General features: G+C 71.3%; 15 protein-coding genes. 8 read left to right on the top strand and 7 right to left on the bottom strand.

Annotated features, from left to right (window positions below; genetic code table 11):
- Positions 1-45: 45 nt before the first annotated feature.
- Positions 46-309 (bottom strand): hypothetical protein, encoded by a 264-nt coding sequence (locus tag ACFP1Z_RS00195; RefSeq protein WP_390313570.1) that lies wholly within the window; start codon positions 307-309, stop codon positions 46-48.
- A gap of 273 nt (positions 310-582) precedes the next feature.
- Between ACFP1Z_RS00195 and ACFP1Z_RS00190 the strand changes: the two genes are divergently transcribed.
- Positions 583-2,286 carry a serine/threonine-protein kinase gene (locus tag ACFP1Z_RS00190; RefSeq protein WP_390313569.1) on the top strand — a complete coding sequence of 568 codons (1,704 nt, stop codon included), beginning with the start codon at positions 583-585 and terminating at the stop codon, positions 2,284-2,286.
- A gap of 28 nt (positions 2,287-2,314) precedes the next feature.
- Here the strand turns inward: ACFP1Z_RS00190 and ACFP1Z_RS00185 are convergent, their stop codons facing one another.
- Positions 2,315-3,118 (bottom strand): SGNH/GDSL hydrolase family protein, encoded by an 804-nt coding sequence (locus tag ACFP1Z_RS00185; RefSeq protein ID WP_390313568.1) that lies wholly within the window; start codon positions 3,116-3,118, stop codon positions 2,315-2,317.
- Between the two features lie 324 nt (positions 3,119-3,442).
- On the opposite strand from ACFP1Z_RS00185, the gene ACFP1Z_RS00180 reads away from it, so the two are divergent.
- The 6 genes from ACFP1Z_RS00180 to ACFP1Z_RS00155 all read left to right on the top strand — a co-directional run bounded on the left by ACFP1Z_RS00180 (position 3,443) and on the right by ACFP1Z_RS00155 (position 11,973).
- Complete coding sequence (locus tag ACFP1Z_RS00180) at positions 3,443-3,922, top strand: hypothetical protein (protein WP_390313567.1); 480 nt, start codon at positions 3,443-3,445, stop codon at positions 3,920-3,922.
- A gap of 1 nt (position 3,923) precedes the next feature.
- Entirely contained in the window at positions 3,924-5,018 is a 1,095-nt protein-coding gene (locus ACFP1Z_RS00175) for a GNAT family N-acetyltransferase (protein ID WP_390313566.1), read from the top strand.
- 410 nt (positions 5,019-5,428) lie between these two features.
- Positions 5,429-6,274: a glycosyltransferase family 2 protein gene (locus tag ACFP1Z_RS00170; protein ID WP_390313565.1), complete on the top strand. Its 846-nt coding sequence runs from the start codon at positions 5,429-5,431 to the stop codon at positions 6,272-6,274.
- On the top strand, positions 6,271-7,335 hold the full coding sequence (locus tag ACFP1Z_RS00165; protein ID WP_390313564.1) for a glycosyltransferase family 2 protein: 1,065 nt from the start codon (positions 6,271-6,273) through the stop codon (positions 7,333-7,335). Before ACFP1Z_RS00170 ends, ACFP1Z_RS00165 begins: the two co-directional genes overlap by 4 nt.
- Positions 7,332-8,132: a polysaccharide deacetylase family protein gene (locus ACFP1Z_RS00160; protein WP_390313563.1), complete on the top strand. Its 801-nt coding sequence runs from the start codon at positions 7,332-7,334 to the stop codon at positions 8,130-8,132. Before ACFP1Z_RS00165 ends, ACFP1Z_RS00160 begins: the two co-directional genes overlap by 4 nt.
- Positions 8,125-11,973, top strand: a complete 3,849-nt coding sequence (locus ACFP1Z_RS00155) for a lipopolysaccharide biosynthesis protein (RefSeq protein WP_390313562.1) — start codon at positions 8,125-8,127, stop codon at positions 11,971-11,973. The genes ACFP1Z_RS00160 and ACFP1Z_RS00155 overlap by 8 nt, the downstream gene beginning before the upstream one ends.
- A gap of 252 nt (positions 11,974-12,225) precedes the next feature.
- Here ACFP1Z_RS00155 and ACFP1Z_RS00150 read toward each other — a convergent pair whose 3' ends face one another.
- From ACFP1Z_RS00150 to ACFP1Z_RS00135, 4 genes are all read right to left on the bottom strand, one after another.
- On the bottom strand, positions 12,226-13,623 hold the full coding sequence (locus ACFP1Z_RS00150) for a GH39 family glycosyl hydrolase (protein ID WP_390313561.1): 1,398 nt from the start codon (positions 13,621-13,623) through the stop codon (positions 12,226-12,228).
- A 150-nt stretch (positions 13,624-13,773) separates the two neighbouring features.
- Positions 13,774-14,154, bottom strand: a complete 381-nt coding sequence (locus ACFP1Z_RS00145) for a GntR family transcriptional regulator (protein WP_390313560.1) — start codon at positions 14,152-14,154, stop codon at positions 13,774-13,776.
- A 120-nt stretch (positions 14,155-14,274) separates the two neighbouring features.
- On the bottom strand, positions 14,275-16,128 hold the full coding sequence (gene asnB / locus ACFP1Z_RS00140; RefSeq protein ID WP_390313559.1) for an asparagine synthase (glutamine-hydrolyzing): 1,854 nt from the start codon (positions 16,126-16,128) through the stop codon (positions 14,275-14,277).
- A 387-nt stretch (positions 16,129-16,515) separates the two neighbouring features.
- Complete coding sequence (locus ACFP1Z_RS00135) at positions 16,516-18,033, bottom strand: carboxyl transferase domain-containing protein (RefSeq protein ID WP_390313558.1); 1,518 nt, start codon at positions 18,031-18,033, stop codon at positions 16,516-16,518.
- A gap of 111 nt (positions 18,034-18,144) precedes the next feature.
- On the opposite strand from ACFP1Z_RS00135, the gene ACFP1Z_RS00130 reads away from it, so the two are divergent.
- A complete protein-coding gene (locus ACFP1Z_RS00130) occupies positions 18,145-18,909 on the top strand; it encodes a hypothetical protein (RefSeq protein ID WP_390313557.1) in 765 nt (254 codons plus the stop codon).
- A gap of 61 nt (positions 18,910-18,970) precedes the next feature.
- Here the strand turns inward: ACFP1Z_RS00130 and ACFP1Z_RS00125 are convergent, their stop codons facing one another.
- A complete protein-coding gene (locus tag ACFP1Z_RS00125; RefSeq protein WP_390313556.1) occupies positions 18,971-20,227 on the bottom strand; it encodes an LPXTG cell wall anchor domain-containing protein in 1,257 nt (418 codons plus the stop codon).
- Between the last annotated feature and the right edge of the window lie 187 nt (positions 20,228-20,414).

Genomic DNA, 20,414 nt, shown 5'->3' with positions numbered 1-20,414 from the left:
CGGCCGACGGCGCCGCACCGGGCCTTTGAGTCCGGGACCGGGGGTCTAGTCGTGGCTGCCGAAGAGGGAACGGCGCAGCCGGCGCAGCGGCGCGAGCAGGGAGACCTTGGCGGTCCGGCTCTGCTTGGCCCGCGCGCGGTCACGCGAGGTCAGTTCCCGCATGAGCAGCGTCGCCCCTTCCACCTCGCCCTGTGGCAGGGCGGGCCCGCCGAGGACGGCGAGGTGGCGGTCGAGGCGCGCGCTCGTCGCACCGCTGTCGCAGTTGATGGCAGGCACTCGTGGCCTGCCGCGCATAGCTATCTGATCCATTGAAACTCCCCACCCGAACGAGGCACCCGGCCCAGGCAGAGTAACCTTACCGCCCCTTTCCGTCACCCGCGCATCCACGAAACGGATTCACCATCGAGTCAAGGGCGTTGACGCACCTGGCGTGAACCTGCCGCGAACCTGCCGCGAATGCCATGGAGTTGACAGGCGTTTCTGACGGGAGGACAACCTGGGGAGATAGCGCGAAAGAGCGGGTGATCACGCTCTGTTGCGGTACATTCACCCCGAATCGCGCTCTGGGGGAGGGGCCCATCGATGAGCGGGAGTGCCTGGGACGGAGCGGCGGAACCGGCGAACCGCCTGGTGGCGGGCCGGTACCGGCTGCTGGGACAGCTGGGGCGGGGCGGTATGGGCGTGGTGTGGCAGGCCCGTGACGAACTGCTGGACCGCGAGGTCGCCGTCAAGGAGGTGCGGGCGCCGGCCGGGCTGCCGGCGCCCGAGGTGCGGCAGCTGTACGAGCGTTTGGAGCGCGAGGGGCGCGCGGCGGCGCGTATCGCGCATCGCAATGTGGTCACGGTGCACGACGTGGTGACCGAGGACGGGCGCCCCTGGATCGTGATGGAGCTGGTCCGCGGCCTGTCGCTGGCCGATGTCCTGGAGGCCGAGGGAGCGCTTGCCCCGGCGCGCGCGGCACAGATCGGCGCCGATGTTCTCGCCGCGCTCCGTGGCGCGCACGCCGTGGGTGTTCTGCACCGCGATGTCAAGCCGGGCAATGTGCTCATTGCGGACGACGGGCGCGTCGTGCTCAGCGATTTCGGCATCGCCGTGGTCGAGGGGAGCTCGGCGCTGACGCGCACCGGGGAGCTGATCGGCTCGCCGGAGTTCCTGGCTCCCGAGCGCGCGCTGGGCGAGCCGCCGGGCCCGCAGTCCGACGTGTGGTCGCTGGGCGTGACGCTGTACGCGGCGGTGGAGGGCTTCTCCCCGTTCCGTTCGGACACCCCGCTGAGCACGCTGCGGGCCGTGGTGGACCGGGAGCTGCCGCCGCCGCGCCGCGCGGGCCCGCTCACGCCCGTACTGGAGGGGTTGCTGCGCAAGGATCCGACGCTGCGACTGCGGGCGGAGGAGGCCGAGCGGATGCTGCGCACGGTGGCCGGGGGGATGCCGCTGTCGCCGTCGGCGGCACCGACGGCGCCGACGGTCCCGGCGTACTCCCCCACCGGGCCCGGTCGCGCCCTCGGCGCGGAGGCGGGCCCCGCCGGTCCGCCGACCGTGACCGGGCCCGTGCCCGCGCCCGGCTCCGCCGCCGGTACGCCGCCGGAGCCGCGGGACGACCGGCGGCGGCGTGTGGCCGTGGTGTTCACGGCCGCCGCCGTGGTGCTCGCGCTCGCGGTGGCCGGCCTGGTGTGGGCGCTGACGCGCGGTGGCGGGGGCGGCGGTTCGGCGTCGAGCGGCTCGTCCCCCGCGGGCGGCGGCGCGGCGGCCTCGCCGGGTACGCCCGCCGGCGGCCGGGCGGGGCAGTCGTCGGCGTCGGGGGCGCCCTCGGTGCAGGTGTCCGTGAGTGCTGTGCGCGACCGCTATTCCGGCCCGTGTCCGCCGCCCGCGGACCAGGCGCCCGCGTTCACGGCGACCTTCACGGTGGGGAGCGTCCCGGCGACGGTCACCTACCGCTGGGTCACGGGCAGCGGCAGCGTCACGGACGGCGGGGAGAAGACGGTGGAGTTCACCGGGGCGCGGTCGCAGACGGTGCGGCACGCGGAGAGCGAGCGCGGGGCGTCCGACGCGGGCCGGGACTGGATCGCCGTGGAGGTCACGGGTCCGGGCCGGCTGACGTCCGCTCATGTGCCGTTCACGGTGCAGTGCCGGCAGCAGTCGTCGTCGGGACCGGGCCGTTCGGCCCCGCCGTCGTCCGCGAGCGCGCCCGCCACGACCCCGGCTCCGGCCGGCTCCTCCCCGAACTCCTCGGGTTCCTCCGGCTCTTCGTACGGGTCGGGGTCGTACGGCGGCGCCCGCGGCTACTGACGGCCCGTGAAGCGACGGCGGACGGCGCTCAGGAGGCGGAGGAGGTGAACACCGGCAGATAGCCGCCGGAGTGGCCGGCCGCCGTGGGGTGGTAGGACTCGTCGACGGGGAAGCTGACGCTGTTGAGCCAGGGGTCGCCGGAGCACAGCTCGTGCCCGGCGAAGGTGGTGTTGACGTCGCCGTAGGCGAAGCCGTGGGCTCCGGCGCGCTGGGCGACGACGGAGTCGAGGTGGTCGGCGGCGGCGTTGATGGCGGCCCTCTTGGCCTCGCTCAGGCCCGCCAGGCAGTCCCCGTCGAGCTGGTAGAAGCGCGGGTAGCCGAGGACGACGACGCGCGCGGAGGGGGCCTTGGCGGCGATCGCCGAGTATGTCTGGTCGAGCCGGCCGGGCAGGGTGTTCGTCACGTAGTCGCGGGCCTTGTCGATGCGGGCCAGGCAGGCGCTGTCGTCCTCCAGGACGCAGGTGGTCATGGTGTCGCTGAAGCCGGCGTCGTTGCCGCCGACGCTGAGGGAGACGAGTGTGGTGGCGGCGGAGAGCGGGCCGAGCTGTTTGCCGACGACGTCGCCGGTTCTCGCGCCGGAGCAGGCGGTGAAGGCGAAGGACGCGGAGGAGTGGGCGGCGGCCCACAGCGCGGGGTAGGCGTGGGGGCTGCGCTTGCAGCCGCCGCTGGAGGAGTCGTAGTCGCCGGCGCCGACACCGGACGCGTACGAGTCGCCGAGCGCCACGTAGGAGGGGGTCGTACCGGCCGCGGCTCCGGGTGTCGCGAGGGCGATCACGAGGGCGAGCGCGGACGCCGCGGCCGATACGGCGCCCGCGAGGCGGGACTTGCGCATGGAACCTCCCTGGGGGGTGTCTGCTTTTTCCTGTAGCAGTGAACAACCCGATTCGGAAGTGTCCATGTCAAAACTGGGAACGGAGCCGTAACGTCGATCACCGGACGCGTGACGCGTACGCCAACCTCCCTGCGGGGGCGGCCGTCTGACCCTCCGGCAGCTTTGCCGAACGTTCACCCGAGCGACAGACTCCGCCGCCACCCCGCCCCGTCAACCGGAGTGCGTTTGCACAGCCTTCACATCTTGACGTGCCTTCGCCGATTGCGCGACATTGAACAGTGGCATCACGGCGCTTCGGGGGGCCTTCGGGGGGCAAAGTCGCCAATGCAAAGTTTCACGGATTCCACCGGTCTCACTGATCCCACGGACCACGGCCGTTCCACCGGCCCGGTGGCCGGGCCGGGCGAGGAGGGGGGCACCGGGGCCGCGAGGAGAGCACCGGCAGCCGACTCGCTGCCCGTGGTCGCCGGAGCGGCCGCGGCCATCGCGGGAGCCGGCGCGGTGCTGGCGCTCGCGGACATCGGCTCGCCGCTGCGCGCGCCCTTCACCCTGTTCTTCCTGATCGTCGCGCCCGCCTGGGCGGTGGGGGCCGCCCTGCGGGGCCTCGATCCGCTCAGCCGCTCGGTGGTGGCGGCCAGCGGCGCGGTCGCGGTCGACCTGCTCGTCGCGCAGACGCTGCTCGCGCTGCACGCGTGGACGGTGCGCGGCGGGGTGGCGGCGGTCGCGGCGGTGAGCCTGCTGCTGTTCCTGCTGGCCCAGGCGCGCAACCACCGGGTCCGTACGACGCGAAGCCGGGCGTCCTGAGGTGGACATCGGGGTGCACCGGCCCGGCGAGCTGACGGCGGCCGACCGGGCGGCCTGGACGGCCCTGCAGTCCCGGGCGGTCGCCGACGGCTCCGCGCAGCTCGGGAATCCCTTCCTCGCACCGGAGTTCACGCTGGCCGTGGGGCGCTGCCGGGGCAGCGCGCGGATCGCGGTCGTGCGCGAGGACGGCGGGCCGGTGGCCTTCTTCCCGTACCAGCGCACGGCGTTGGGCGTGGGGCGGGCCATCGGCCTGGGCGTGTCGGACGCGCAGGGGCTGGTGCACCGGCCGGGCTTCCAGTGGGACGCGCGCGAGCTGCTGCACGCCTGCGGGCTGTCGGTGTGGGAGTTCGACCACCTGGTGGAGGGTCAAAAACCCTTCGAGGTGGGCGCGTCGGGGCTGTACAGCTCGCCGGTCGTCGACGTGGAGCAGGGCTTCGAGGCGTATCTGGCCGCGCTGCGCAAGCAGTCGCCGAAGTTCACGCGCACCACGCTCGCCAAGGAGCGCAGGCTCGGGCGGGATGTCGGCGAGGTGCGCTATGTGCACGACGAGCGCGACCCCGCCGTGCTGCGCGCGCTCATCCGCTGGAAGTCGGCGCAGTACCGAAGAACAGGGCGCAGCGACCGGTTCGCGCGCCCGTGGATCGCCTGTCTCGTCCACCAGCTCTTCCACACGCGCACGCCGTCGTTCTCCGGTCTGCTCTCGGTGCTCTACGCGGGCGGGCGGCCGGTCGCGGCGCACTTCGGGCTGCGGTCGCGGACGGTGCTGGCGTGCTGGTTCCCGGCGTACGACCCGGTGTTCGCGAGGTACTCGCCGGGTCTGGTGCTGCATCTGCGGATGGCCGAGGCCGCCGCCGGGGAGGAGCTGTCCCATCTGGACCTGGGGCGCGGTACCAAGGCGTACAAGAACTCCCTGAAGACGCGTGAACTCTACGTTTCCGAAGGTCTGGTGATGCGCCGTCATCCCGTCGCTCTCGGGCACCGGGCGCGCCGCGCGCCGGTGCGGGCGCTGCGCAACGCGGTGCTCTCCCGGCCGGAACTCTTCGAGCCCGCGGACCGCTTGCTGAAACGGATGGGACGTTTTCGCGAGGGCGTTTGAGGCGCACTGCGACCTGAATGCGCCGTGGGCGGCGCACTCGCGTCAGCCTCATGCGTGAATCGGGGGCAAAAAACACCCAAAGGAGGAGTCACCGCACCACCTCTTGCCATACAGTCGCAAGCATCAATACCGTCGTACATCCACCCGCAACGACCCATCATTCGGCGGCTCAAGGGGAGGGCTCACGCGCCGCGATGGTGCCGTAGCGGGGGGCGCGGTGGGGGGTGCCGCGTTCGGACGTCACAGCAGCTGACCGCGCTCTGCTTGCGGTCGGCATCGTTGTCAACTCACCCTGCCCGTACGGGGATTCGTGCGCCTACGGGCCGGGGTGAGCAGCCCCCTTTTCGCACCGGACCAGCATCGGGCCGCCCCGGGCGGGCGGTCCACCGGACGAGAGGGAAGCGAAGCCGATGAGTTCTTTCCTACGCCCCGCGGCCGAGGCCGCGGCGGACCAAGATCCGGTGATCGCCGGTCGCTACCGGCCGGTCTCCTCGCATTTGGCGATAGCGCCACCGGTGTCCGTCGTCATCCCCGCGATGAACGAGGCGGAAAATCTTCCGTACGTCTTCAAGACATTGCCCGAGTGGATTCATGAAGTGGTCCTCGTGGACGGCAATTCCACCGATGACACGGTACGGGTGGCACAGTCCCTGTGGCCCGGGGTGAAGGTGGTGGAGCAGCGCGGCAAGGGCAAGGGGGATGCGCTGATCACCGGTTTCGCCGCGTGCACGGGCGAGATCATCGTGATGGTCGACGCGGACGGCTCGGCCGACGGCAGCGAGATCGTCTCCTATGTCTCCGCGCTCGTCGGTGGCGCGGACTTCGCCAAGGGCTCCCGCTTCGCCAACGGCGGCGGCACGGACGACATGACGCCGATCCGCAAGCTCGGCAACCGGGTGCTGTGCTCGATCGTGAACCACAAGTTCGGCGCGCGCTACACCGATCTGTGCTACGGCTACAACGCCTTCTGGAAGCGCTGTCTGGACGAGATCGCCCTGGACTGCGCCGGATTCGAGGTCGAGACGCTGATGAACATCAGAGTGGTCAAGGCGGGGCTGCGGGTCCAGGAGATCCCCAGCCACGAGTTCGTGCGGATCCACGGCACGAGCAATCTGCGGGCCGTCCGTGACGGGCTGCGCGTGCTGCGGGTGATCCTGCGCGAGCGCGGCGCGCGGCGCCGCACCCGTCCGCAGCGCCTGGCCGTCGCGCCCGGCGCGAGCGCGGCGGCCGCGGCGAGCCGTGGAGAGGTCTCTTGAGCACCTCCCCGGCCGCGCACGGGGCCGGCGCGGCGGCGCCGACGGCGCTGCCGGCGTGTTCCGTCGTCATCTGTGCCTACACCGAGGACCGCTGGGACGACACGCTCGCCGCGGTGGCCTCGGTGCGGGCGCAGTCCCTGCCGGCCCTGGAGACGCTCGTCGTCGTCGACCACAACCCCGTCCTGCTTCAGCGCCTCGCCCGGACCCTGCGCGAGGAGGCCCCCGAGGTGCGGGTGCTGGCGAACGCGGGCCCGCGCGGGCTGTCCGCCGGGCGCAACACCGGGATCGCGGCCTCCTCCGGCGAGGTGATCGCCTTCCTCGACGACGACGCGGTCGCCGAGCGGGACTGGCTGCTGCGCTTCGCCGAGGCCTACACCGATCCGAGGGTGATGGCGGTGGGCGGGCGCACCGAGCCCGTGTGGGCCTCCCGGCGCCGGCCCGGCTGGTTCCCGGCCGAGTTCGACTGGGTGGTGGGCTGTTCGTACCGGGGGCAGCCGCCGGGCCGCAGCCGGGTGCGCAATGTGCTCGGCGGCAACGCCTCGTTCCGCAGGACGGCCTTCGAGGCGGCCGGGGGGTTCGCCAGCGGTATCGGGCGCGACGGCGACCGGCTGCCGCTGGGCTGCGAGGAGACCGAGCTGTGCATCCGGATCGGCCGGGCCGTGCCGGACGCGGTGCTGCTCGTCGACGACCGGGCGGTCATCCACCACCGGGTGCCGGCGGCCCGCGAGCGCTTCGGCTACTTCCGCACCCGCGCCTGGGCGGAGGGCCTGTCCAAGGCGCTCGTCTCCCGCAGCGTGGGCGCCCGCGAGGGCCTGGCCAGTGAACGCCGGTACACCACCCGGGTGTTGCCGGCGGGCGTCGCGCGCGGGCTGCGCGACGCGCTGCTGGGCCGGCCCGGGGGCGCGGGCCGGGCGGGGGCGATCGTGGTGGGCCTGGCGGTGACCACGGCAGGCTATGCCGTGGGCCGGGTGCGGGCCCGGCGCGGCGGCGGGCGCTTCGCGGTCGCCGGGGCCGGGGCCCTGCCCGCCGACGGCGCGAGATCCGGGGAGGCGGCGGTATGAGCGCGCAGCGGGTGCCCATACTCATGTACCACGCGGTGGCGTACGCGCCGGCCCGCGCCGTGTACACGCTGTCGGTCTCCCCGGAGGCGTTCGCCGCGCAGATGCGGCTGCTGGCGGAGCGGGAGTTCACCCCGCTGACCACCCGTCAGCTGGCGGCGGCGTGGCGGGCCGGCTCGGGGCTCCCGGTCCGGCCCGTGGTGATCACCTTCGACGACGGCTACGAGGGCGTGCACCGCTACGCCCTCCCCGTCCTCGCCACGCACGGCTTCCGCGCCACGCTGTTCGCCTCGACGGGCTGGGTGCGCGGCGCCCACGAGTCCGGCGGGGCCCTGGACCTGATGCTGACATGGGATCAGGTCCGGGAGCTGGCGGCGGCCGGACTGGAGATCGGGGGGCACAGTCACACCCACCCCCAGCTGGACCAACTCACCGATGAACGGCTGCGGTTCGAGGTGCGGCGCTGCAAGGACATCCTCACGGCCGAGCTGGGGCGGGCGCCGTTCTCCTTCGCCTACCCCTATGGCTACTCCGACCGGCGCGTGCGCCACTGCGTGCGCGCCGCCGGCTTCGGCGTGTCCCTGGCCGTGGGCAACGCCCTGGCGGCGCGCCCGCAGGGGCCGTACGCCCTGGAGCGGGTGACGGTGCGGCGCTCGACGGGTATCGAGGAGTTCGGGCAGCTCGTCGAGGGCCGCGCGCTGGGCCGGCTCTTTCTCCGGGACCGCGCACTGACCAAGGCGTACGCCGTCTACCGCAGAACCAAACAGGTCGTCAGGAAGGCAAGCGAAGCTCGTGTCTGACACGTCCACCCGGACCGAGGAACGGCACACGGAGGGTGCGGTGGGCCGCAGGCCGTGGCTGCCGGGGCGGGGCGGGGGGAGTCCACTGTTCCGCAACGCCTTCGCGCTGATGCTCAACACGGGCATCAGCGCCGTCCTCGGACTGGGGTACTGGCTGATCGCCGCCCGGTACTACACGGAGTCGGCGGTCGGCCAGGGCTCCGCCGCCATCGCGGCGATGAAGTTCCTCGCCGGCCTCGCCGCGGTGACGCTCACCGGGGCGCTGGCCCGCTTCATCCCGATCGCGGGGCGGCGCACGGCCCGGCTCGTCCTCCACACCTACGCGGGCAGTTCGCTGCTCGTCGCGCTGGCCGCGCTCGTCTTCCTGTACACGCTCGACCTCTGGGGCCCGTCCTACAGATTCCTGCACGGACCGTGGCACGGGCTCGGCTTCATGGCCGCCGTGGCCGCGTGGGCGGTGCTCACCCTGCAGGACGGGGTGCTGACGGGACTGCGCAGCGCCCTGTGGGTGCCGGTGGGCAACACCGTCTTCTCGGCGGTCAAGCTGGTGCTGCTGGTGGCCCTCGCGGTGGCGCTGCCCACCATCGGGGTGTTCTTCTCCTGGGTGGTGTCGATAGCGGTGTCCGTCGTGCCGCTGGGCTGGCTGGTCTTCCGCCGGCTCGTGCCCCGGCACGTGACCGCCACCGAGCGCACCGCGCGGCCGGTGACCTACCGGGAGATGGGCCGCTTCCTCGCCGGCGACTGCACCGGCTCGCTCTTCTCGCTGCTCGTGGTCTATCTCGTGCCGGTGCTCGTGGCCTCGCAGGTCAGCTCCACCGACAACGCCTACTTCTACATCACCAGCACCATCGCGGGCACCACGAACCTGCTCGCCATCAACATGGGCGCCTCGCTGACCGTCGAGGGCTCGCACGACCCCGCGCGCCTCGCCGACAACTGCCGGGCGGCGCTGCGCCGCATGGCGCGCATCATGGTGCCGGTGTGCCTGGCGATGTTCTTCCTCGCGCCGTACATCCTGCGGGTGTTCGGCGAGGGCTACGAGGAGGCGGCCACGCCGCTGCTGCGCTGGTTCGCGGTGGGCGCGGCCCTGCGCGTGGTGATGGAGGTGTACTTCGCGGTGCTGCGCGCGCAGAGCCGCACCGCCGGACTGGCCTATCTCCAGGGCCTGTTGTGCGTGCTGGTGCTGGGGCTGACGCTGCTGCTCCTGCCGCGCATGGGGCTCACGGGCGCGGGCGTCGCGGAGATCTCCAGCCTCACGGTGATCGTCTCCATCGCGGCCGTACGGCTGCGCCGCGTCCTGCGGGCCTCCCCGGCCGCGTCCCCGCTGGCCTACTCCCCCGAGGTCGCCCCCGACGGCGACCTCGCGGACCTGGCGGTGCGGGGCGACAAGCACGACGCGCCGCGCGAGCACGGACACCGCGGCCCGGGGCGCGGCTTACGGCGTACGGACGGGCCGGAGGCCGTCCCCATACGCGGGGGCGAGACCCCCTCGGGCGAACAGAGCCCGAGCCCGCGCTACGGCACCCGCTGGGCGCTGCGCGCCGCGCTCGACGCGGACACCGTGCCGCTCACCGTACGCCCGGACTTCGAACACCCGGAGCGGCGCCCCGATCCACGCCCCACCCCGGAAGCGGTCGTGATGCCCCCGCCCCACCCCCCCGTCCCGCCCCCCTCGACCACTGCTCCTCCCACTCCTCCCGCCGACCCCGCTCCCGCCACCGCCCCTGCCTCCCGCCCGGCGCGCGAGACGAAGCCGCCGGGCGAACGCGCGTCCGCGCCCTGGTGGCGCCGCCCCGAGACCGGTGTGTGCCTGCTGCTGGCCGCCGCCCTCGCCCTGTACTGGACGCCCCTGGCCTTCGTCGGCCCGGCGGACCTCGACCGCATGGGCGGCCTGGGCCTGATCACCGTACTGCCGGCGGCCACGCTCGCGGGAGCGGGCCTGCTGGCGCTCGCCTTCGCGGGCGCCCTGTGGCTGCCGCGGCCGCGCCGCCGACTGCTGGCGGCCGTGCTCGTGGCGACGGTGGTGTGCCTGCACGCCGTGCCCGCCGTACTGGAGACGCAGCCGCGTTTCGCGACGGCCTGGCAGCACCTGGGTTTCCTGGACTACATCGACCGCACCGGCCTCGCCTCCCAGGACCTGGACGCACGCTGGAGCTGGCCCGGCTTCTTCGCCCTGGCCGCGCTCGCGGCCCGCGCCTGCGGCATCACCGACGTCTCCGGGATGGCCGAGGTGCTGCGCTGGTGGCCGGTGGTGCTGCAACTGCTGTGCCTGGCCCCGCTGATGCTGCTGCTGAAGGCGGTACGGGCGCCGTGGCGGGCGAAGTGGACGGCGGCGTGGCTGTTCGTACTGTGCGGCTGGGTGGGCCAGGACTACTTCTCCCCGCAGTCCCTGAACTACTTCTTCTATCTCCTCTTCGTGGCCGTGCTGCTGGTGTGGTTCCGCTATCCGCGGCAGCTGCGCGGCCGGCTGGTGCCGGGCGAGGCCCGGGTCGTCCCCGTGGGCCGGGGCACGCAGGCGGCGCTGCTGGGCGTACTGCTGGTGGTGTTCGCCGCGTCCGTCGCGAGCCACCAGCTCACCCCCGGCATCATGCTGGGGGTGGCGACCGCGCTCGTCCTGACCCGGCGCTGCACGCTGCGCGGACTGCCGCTGTGGGGCGCGGTGCTGTTCGCGGCCTGGGTGAGCTATCTCGCGGAGCCGTACTGGTCGGGGCACTTCAAGGAGCTGTTCGGCGGGCTGGGTTCGCTCGGCGGCAATGTCTCCTCGTCGGTCTCCGGACGCATCGAGGGCGGCAGCCAGGCCCACAAGTTCGTGCTGTACGTACGGGTGCTGCTCGCGGCCGGGCTGCTGGGCTGCGCGGCGCTGGGCTGGTGGCGGCGGCGCCGCGCCGGCATCGGCGACGTGTCGCTGCTGGTACTGACGGCGGTGCCGTTCCTGGCCTTCGGCATGCAGTCGTACGGCGGCGAAATGGCGCTGCGGGTCTTCCTGTTCGCGGTTCCGGGAGCGTGCGTGCTGGCGGCGCTGGCGCTGTTCCCGGGGACGGCGGAGGAGACGTCGGAGGTGGTGAAGGAGACGCCCGCGAAGGCATCGGGCGCGAAGGCATCGGGCCGTCGGCCGCTTCTGCTCCCGCTGGCGACACTGGCGGCCGGACTGGTCCTCACCTTCGGCTTCCTGGTGGCCCGTTGGGGCAACGAGTCCTTCGAACGGGTACGGCCCGGGGAGGTCGCCGCGATGGACTACGTGTACGCGCACGACGAGCCGACCGTGAAACTGCTGTGGATGAGCGGAGACCCCGTCAAGAACGTCACGCCCGCGCTGCCGTGGGGCAGCCGCGACATGGAGCACGTCCAGTACCAGCCGACGCTCGCGCCCCGCGACCCGTCCCACGTCGACGACATCCTCGCCGCCCTGCGCGCCGCGGGCCCCCACGCGTACCTGATCGTGGACCGGGGCCAGTCCGGCTATCTCCAACTGGACTCCGGCTACGCACCGGACTGGTATCCGCGCCTGCGCGCATCCCTCGACACCCGCCCGGAACTGACCCGCTCCCTGGTCAACCCGGACGCGGCCCTGTACGAACTCCGCGACAAGCCGCCCGGGGACACCCCGGAACCGCACCCCGGCCCGCCGGGCCCGCGAGTGCGGTGGACGCCGATGTCGGTGACGGGGGCGCTCGCGGCGCTGGCGCTGCTGGTGTTGTTGGCCGGGCGTGAGGTGGTACGGGTGGCGGGGCGGCCGGGGGTACGTCAACTGCGGTGGCTGCAGGGGACGTATTGGTTCGCGTTGCCGTTGCTGGGGGTTGTGGTGGGGGTGCTGGTGCAACGGTTTGCTTCGCTTTCGTGAGGGGCCGTGCCCACCCTCCCCCAGAGGGGGGACCCCCAAGTCACCCGGAAACGAATGGTTACCCACCGGGGGCTCCGCCCCCGGACCCCCAGTCGCGGCTCCGCCGCTCGTCCTCAATCGCCGGACAGGCTTGATTTCGCGGTTCGGTCCGCAAAATGAAGCCCGTCCGGCGATTGAGGACCGGGGTCTGGGGCGGAGCCCCAGTTTCGGGAAGGGGCGGGGTGGGGAACAAAACCCACCCCAACCCGCACCCTAATCCACCCACCGAATCTCATACGGCCCCAAACTCACCGGCCTACCGTCAACGGCAACCGTGACCCCCTGATCCCGAACATTGACCACCAGCACGGCGGAGCCGGACGCAAGAACCCGAACCCGCCCAGGATCATCAGGCGCGACCTGCGGGTCACGAAACTTCGTCCCGGGCGGAAAATCCTTCGCGAAGCGAGCAAGCAAGTCGAGCATCGGCAACGCCTCCCCCCCACCCTTGAGTTCGGTGCTGCGCCACAAACAACCAGGACAGTCGTCCGAAGTCGTCTCCGGATTCCAGTAGAACGCCGCGGCAGCACCGGCACGAGCGAGTTGCATCATCGCAGTAGTCTGCACCGCAATACGCCGCTGCTCCGTCCAAAGCCGCCGGCTGTCATTGGCATCAGGCGGCTCGACATACCACTCGGACCACCACACAGGCAGCCCGGTATGCGAGCGCAGCCACGTCGTGACGTCGGCGAACTTCTGTGTCGCGGTGAACTCGTCGGGGAGCAGCCGGTTGCCCTGGTGGGTGTAGCTGGCGCCGTCGACGGTGAGGAAGTCGGCCCCGGCCTTGTGGGTGTTCCAGTAGTCGATGGCATCGAGCGACCGCTGGTCGACGGATCCCCAAGGCCCCCGCAGGGAAGACGCGTTGGTGGTCTCGCCGGGCGCGATGCTGTCCATGCCGATGTAGGGCCCGCCGACGAGAATGCCCTTGTCGACCTTCTTCAGCGCGGCGTACACCAGGTTGTACAGCCGCGTGTAGTCCTCGTAGTCCCAGCGGTTCTTCTTGTCGTCGTAGAAGCCCTTGAACTCGTTCCAGACGACGAAGTGCCGTACTTCGGGGTAGCGTTTGGCGACTTCGGAGGCGAGCTCGGCGAAGTCCTTGTAGTGGGCGGGGTCGGGGGCCTTCTCCAGGGTTTTCTGGCTCCAGTCGGTGCGCGGCCCGCCGCCTTTCATCCAGTCGGGGGCGCAGCACAGGGTGAGGACGGGCGTGGACCCCGAGCTGCGCATCAGCGCGACGCGGCGGTCCAGGTCCCTGAAGTTCCATACGCCCGGGCTGGGTTCGGGGTTGTCGACGCCCCAGCCCATGATGTGCTGGTTCTGCGCGAGGTGCGCGGCGCCGATGGCCTTGTCGGCGGCGCTCATCGCGTCGGTCTCACCGTGGTCGGCGCTGTACTGGGTGTGTGTGAACCCCCAGCCGGGCGCCGTCCCGGTCGCGGTCGACGGGCCGTTCTCGCCGCGCGGCCCTTCGCCCAGTCCGTTGCCGGGTCTGCCTCCGCCCCAGCCTCCGCTCATCACGAGCAGCAGCACGATCGCGGCGCCTACGGCGGTCAGCAGCACGGTCAGCCGCCACCGCCCTGCCCGGAAAAACGCCCGACCCACACCATGACGTCCCATCACGGACAAGACTAATGGCGGGGGGTTCACGGCGCGGGGCCTTCGCGGGAACGGCGGGGTGTGCGCCGAAAACCTGTACCCGGGGGGCGGGGCCGCCGGCTGCTGACGGCCCGTCCAGTACGCGTGTCGGTCCGCCCGCGTCAGTACGCGTCAGTCCGCGTCGCCGTACACCGCACGCAGGGCGTCCCCGGCGGCGGCGAGGGCGGCCGCGCGGTCGAGGCCGAGGCGGTGGGCGCGCTGGGCGAAGGCCTGGGCCGCGGCGGCGGCCTCACGGGCGGCAGTGTCGCCGGGGGCGGCGATGAAGGTGCCGTTGCGGCCGCGGGTCTCGATGACGCCGTCGGACTCCAGGGCGCGGTAGGCCTTGGCGACGGTGTTGGCGGCGAGGCCGAGTTCCTCGGCGAAGCCGCGCACGGTGGGGAGTTTGTAGCCGACGGGCAGGGCGCCGGAGCGGGCGCGTTCGGCGATGCGGGCGCGGATCTGCTCGTAGGGGGGTTCGGGGGCGTCGGGGTCGACGGTCAGCTGCAAGGCCACGGCGGGACTCCTGGCTGGGTGGCGGTCGTGCGGGGTGGTTGTGCTGTCCATTGTGCGCCAGGAAGTCCCGCTCCGTGCGGGGGCGAGCCCTACAGTTTGATCCCTACAGTTCGTTCAGTCTTAGAGTTCAAGGCTGACGCCATAGTCGCGCAGCCAGCCGTCCAGACCGAGGACGAGTTCGGTGGCCATGCGGTACGTCTCACCGGCGCCCTGGTCGAGGGCGGTGGAGACGGACTGGGTGTCGAGGAGGGCGCGGACGGGCGCGTCCTTGTCGGCGATGACGCGGCCGAGCTCGGTACGCAGGGCGGCGGCGTAGCCGGGGTCCTGGATGCTCGGGTAGGGGCTCTTGACGCGGTCGGCGACCTTGGCCGGGAGTACGTCGCGGGTGGCGGCGCGCAGCAGGGACTTCTCGCGGCCGTCGAAGGTCTTCATCGACCAGGGGGTGTTGAAGACGTACTCCACGAGACGGTGGTCGCAGAAGGGGACTCGGACCTCAAGGCCGACGGCCATGCTGGCGCGGTCCTTGCGGTCGAGGAGGAACTGCACGAAGCGCGTCAGGTGCAGGTAGCAGATCTCGCGCATGCGCTTCTCGACGCCGGTGACTCCGGGTATGTGCGGTACTTCGGCGAGTGCCTGGCGGTAGCGGGCGTCCTGGTAGCCGGTGATGTCGATCTTGTCGAGGAGGCGGCGGTCGAGGAGCGAGACGCGGCCGCCGTTCTCGGAGCCGGCGAAGCTGTCGAGGGCACCGGAGGCCTCCCAGGGGAAGGTGTCGGCGTTGACGGTCTCCGGCAGGTGGAACCAGCGGTAGCCGCCGAAGATCTCGTCGGCGGACTCGCCGGACAGGGCGACGGTGGACTGTTCGCGGATGGCCTTGAACAGCAGGTACAGGGAGGTGTCGCCCTCGCCGAGGCCGACGGGCAGGTCGCGGGCGGTGACGATCGCGGCCCGGTTGGCGGGTTCCATCAGGGCGGCGGAGTCGAGGACGATGTCCTGGTGCTCGGAGCGCACGTGCTCGGCGAGGGCGTGCGCGTAGGGCCCGTCGGGGGTGGGCCGCAGGTCGTCGGGCCGGAAGTTCTCGGTCTGCTGGGCGAAGTCGACGGAGAACGAGCGCACGGCGCCCCGCCCCTGTTCGGCGAGTCCCTTGGCGGCGAGCGCGGTGATGGCGGAGGAGTCGAGTCCGCCGGAGAGCAGGGTGCACAGGGGGACGTCGGCGATGAGCTGCCGTCCGACGATGTCGTCGAGGAGCTCGCGCACGTGGCGGACGGTCGTGTCGAGGTCGTCGGTGTGCTCGCGGGCTTCGAGCCCCCAGTACTTGCGGACGGTCAGTCCGCTGCGGCGTACGCGCGCGGTGTGGCCGGGCCGCAGTTCGTACATGCCCTTGTAGATGGCGTGGCCGGGCGTCTTGACGAAGGTGACGGCCTCGGCGAGCCCTTCGGCGTCGACGACGGGCCGGACGGAGGGGTGCGCGAGGATGGCCTTGGGCTCCGAGCCGAAGATGACGCCGTCGGGCGTCGGGTAGTAGTACAGCGGTTTGATGCCCATGCGGTCGCGGACGAGGAGCAGCTCCTCCTTGCGCGGGTCCCACAGGGCGAAGGCGTACATCCCGTTGAGTCGTTCGGTGAACGCCTCGCCCCACTCCAGGTAGGCGTGGAGTACGACCTCGGTGTCACTCTTGGTGCGGAAGACGTGGCCGCGCCCGGCGAGTTCGCTGCGCAGCTCACGGTAGTTGTAGACCTCGCCGCTGTAGGTGGTGGCGAGCAGGGTGCGTCCGTCCTGCTGGACGAGCATGGGCTGTTTGCCGCCCTCGATGTCGATGACGGCGAGGCGGCGGTGGCCGAGGGCGGCATGGGTGTCGAGCCAGACGCCGCCGGAGTCCGGGCCGCGGCAGGCCTGGGTCTGCGTCATGGCGTCGAGCGTGCCGCGCGCGGTGGTGAGGTCCTGGTCGTAGGAGATCCATCCGGTGATCCCGCACATGGTCGCGGTCTCCCCTTTCGGTGATCCGCCCGGGGTTTCCGGGTACGGCTTGTCCCCCGTGGGTCGCGGTCCGCCGTGGCAGCGGGGCGGACCGCGGGATCACCCTACGCCGACTTAGATGCATGCACCATCTATCGCCTGGCGCAACCTTATGGATTCGGCCAGCGGGCAACTCACGTAATCCGCCCGTAACTTCAAGAGGTGGCACACACCTGGGGCATGGGCCAGGAAGTGGAAGGTGGGCGGCGGGTGCATCAGGGACATGTGCGGCGACAGCGGGGCAGAGTCAGGGGTACGGCCGGCCCCGGCGGGCAGCACGGTGAACGGCCGGTTGTATGCCTTGGAGACGGCCGTACGAAGGTGATGCGTACCGCCGCGCGAACCGGCTCACCCAGGAAGCCCGATACGCCGATAGCGTGCCCGCCGGGCGGCGAGCCGTTCGGCGGGGTCGCGGCGGGCGAGGGCAGCGAGCTCGGCACCGAGGAGAGCCCCGAGCCGCCCGAGGAACTCCCCGTACCCGGAGCCGTTTTCGCCCCCTTCGTCCTCCCCCTCCTCCACGACCACGTCCACGATCCCGTCGCGGAGCAGATCCGCGGACCGTACGCCTTGCCGCTCGGCGATCTCGTACGCGCGCTCCGTCGTCCGGTACAGAATCGCCGAGGCCCCTTCCGGCGGCAGCGGCGACAGCCAGGCGTGCCGGGCGGCCACGACCCGGTCGGCGGACAACAGCGCGAGTGCGGCCCCGCCCGCACCCTGCCCGAGCAGCAGACACAGCGTGGGCGCGGGCAGGGTCACCAACTCCGCGAGACAACGGGCGATCTCCCCCGCCAGCCCGCCCTCCTCGGCGTCCCGGGACAGCGCGGCCCCGGCCGTATCGACAACGGTCAGCAACGGCAGCCCCAGCTCAGCAGCGATCCGCATCCCGCGCCGCGCCGACCGCAACCCGGCGGGCCCGAGCGCCTGCCCGGGCCCGTCGTTGTGATCCCCCCGGTCGTGCCCAAGGACGACACAGGGCGTACCGCCGACACGCGCGAGCGCGAGCAACAGCCCGGGGTCACGCTCGCCGGCGCCGGTCCCGCTGAGGGGTGAGACGTCGGTGGCGGTGGCGTCCAAGAGGGCGCGGATGCCGGGGCGTTGGGGAAGACGGGAGAGCCTAATGGAGCGCTCGGCGGAGGGAACACGGGAGACACCCTGCGGAACCCCCGCCTCCGCACCCTGCGGACCCCCCTCCCCACACAACACCCGAAGCGCCCGAGCGGCCACCCCGCCCAGCCGCTCGGCGGGCAGCACCGCATCCACGAGCCCATTGGCGAGCAGATTCTCGGCGACCTGCACCCCGGCCGGGAACTCCTCCCCGTACAGGGCCTGATGCACCCGAGGCCCGAGAAAACCGATCAGGGCCCCGGGCTCGGCAGCGGTCACATGCCCCAGCGACCCCCACGACGCGAGAACCCCACCGGTGGTGGGATGCCGCAGATACACGAGATAGGGCAACCCGGCAGCCTTGTGATCCGTAATAGCGGCGGCAACCTTCACCATCTGCAAGAAGGCAACGGTCCCCTCCTGCATCCGAGTCCCCCCGGACGCCGGCGCGGCCAACAACGGCAACCGCTCAGCGGTAGCTCGCTCCACAGCCCGTACGAGCCGCTCCCCCGCGACAACCCCGATCGACCCGGCAAGAAACCGGAACTCACAGACGACGACGGCGACTCGACGCCCCTGAATACGCCCTTCCCCGGTAACAACGGACTCATCAAGCCCACTCCGCTCCCGGGCGGCCCGCAGATCGTCCTGATACTCGGCGTCGCCGGTGAGTTCGTCAACGGGCCCGACGGGCTCGTCCCAGCATCTCCAGCTGCCGGGATCGACGACGGCGTGAACGAGGTCGAGGGCACTCGAAGTCATGGGGTCACCCTGCCACGGGGGAGGCACGGGGCGGACGTTAGGCCGGTCACGTCCTGGCCGGGCCTATGGCTCATCGACCGTAGGGGTTCCACGACTCGTCATACTGTTCGTATGGAAACGCAGGCCATGGAAGCCATGGAACAAGCGCGGCGATGGCTCTCCGACCAGGGCGTCGTCGAGGCCGGAGAAGGGTGGGTCGAAGCCGACAGGCCGGATTGGCCGCTCACCGCCAACGATGTCGCTCACTCCTGGGTCGACAAGGTGTTCAGGGAAGAGAGCCTGACCCCGACCGAACAGCTGTGGCTGGCCTTCGGGCTGCTCGATCTCCTCGATGACTACTGGGTGACATGCGTGATCGGGTCGGCGTACGGTGACGCGGACAGGCCGTTGCCCTCCGACGTGTTGTGGGACGGCTACCGCCGACGACTGGAAGCGCAGCGGGACGCCGAACCCGTCACCTATTCGCTCTGGGTCGACTGGTTCGAGGATCGCGACACCGCCGCCATGGCTTTTGCCGAGGTACTCGGGAACGACATCGAGCGCGTCGTGACGGAGAGGTCGGACGCCTTGCTCCGCCGAGCCGACCGAGTGCTGGACAACTCGGGCCCGGTGCCCTGGTCAATCAAGCAGGGCACGTACGAGATTGCCGCGCGCCTCCCCGCACTGCACGGATCCCTGTTCCAGGGCTTGTTGGGCTCCTACCACGACGTCTACGGCGACTTGGAGCCAAAGCCCGCGCTGGCCCTCCTGATGCAACTGGACCTCCCCGAGGACACTCCGCACCTTGCCCAACTCCGGTCCGTGCTCGCGGCAGGACACGAGAACCACTACCGCAGCCCGGATGCTTGGGACGACGCGGCTGCATCCAACGCGTGACAAGGCGAAGGCCCGCACCCTCCGGAATCTCCTTGGGTACGGGCCCTCGTCACGCGTGGGGTCAGTTGGTGCCCTTGGCCCGACGACGGCGCACGGCGAAGACCGCCCCGGCACCGAGCAGCACAGCGGCACCGCTGGCAGCGGCGATCGGCATGGCATTGGACGAACCGGTGCTGGCGAGGCTGCCGTCGGCGTTGGTCGACGCCGGCTTGGCGGAGGCGTCGTCCTTGGTGCCCGGTACCGGCTTGTCGGACTTGCCACCCTGCGCCGACGGATTCGACTTCGGGCGGTCCTTCTCATCGACCTTGCCGGGCTTCGCCTCGTCGACCTTGCCGGGCTTGCTGCCGGCGGGAAGCACCTCGACCTGGTAGCGCTGCATGGTGCCGAGGACGCACGGGTTGTACTGGTCCGACGCGTCGGCCGCGAAAAGGGTGCGGGCCTTACCGGCCGAGGCACCCGCCTCGATCGTCATCCGCATCTTCACGTCGCTGTGCGCACCGGGCTTCATCGCCTTGATAGGCGCGGTGTAGTTGTTGCCCTTCTGGTCCAGCTCCTTCCAGCCCGAACCGTCGGACCACTGCATCTTGATGAAGTGGTCCTCGCTCTCCGTCTCCAGGTTGAACAGGACCCACGACCTCACATCCAGGGTGCGGTCGGTACCGTTGGTCACCGTGAGCGAGAAGTCGACCGTGCTCCCGGCGACGGTCTTCGAGGGCAGGCCGTTCGCGAAGACGGTCAGACCCGAGGGGTAGACGCACTCCTTGGCGGAAGCGAGGGCCTTGTCGGCGGCTTCCTTGGCCTTGAGGGCGTTGTCAGGGGCGTGCTGGGCCTTCCCGTACTCCCGAAATGCCGCAACTTGCACGTCGTCCACCGCGTCCCAGGCAGCCTTGCGCTTGGCGTCTGCAGCACCCTTGGCCTCGGCGGCCTTCTTTGCCTTGGCCTCGGCTGCCTCGTACGCCTTCTGTGTCGCGGCCTTCTCAGTGTCATCCTTGGCCGCGTCCAGCTTGGCCTTGGCATCTGTAACCGCCTTGTCGGCAGTGATCTTGTCGGCCGCGGCAGCCTCGGCCGCCTTGTCAGCCGCAAGGCCGGCTGCCTTGAGCGGATTGGAATCCTGCTGCATCTCGGCCAGAGTGGCCTTCAGCTTCTTCTGTGCGGCGTCCTTGGCCGCGACCGCGTCCTTATACGCCTTGTCCGCGTCGGCGGCCGCCTTCTGGAGCTCTGCGTAGGTCGGCTTCTGCTGCGTCTGCGTAGACGTCGAGGACTTGGCATCAGCCAGAGCGGAGCTCGCAGGAAGGAGCAGGACAGCAGGCGCGGTCACAGCGGCTACAACAGCGGTCGCAAGAGTACGGCGAAGGTTCACTGGGCCCTTCCGGGTCGGAGACAAGGAGGCCGCCGCGTGAAGAACTGCTCACGCGGCGGAACACCAGCGATCGTAAGACCGAAGTAAAGGTTAAGAAAAGCGAGTAATCGACCAGCCCAGCCAGACAATTCAGGACAAGAGAACG

The organism is Streptomyces gamaensis (genome assembly GCF_042656465.1).
Taxonomy (GTDB): domain Bacteria; phylum Actinomycetota; class Actinomycetes; order Streptomycetales; family Streptomycetaceae; genus Streptomyces; species Streptomyces gamaensis.
The sequence above is the reverse complement of the archived record's forward strand: the minus strand, read 5'-3'. Positions and strand labels throughout refer to the sequence as shown.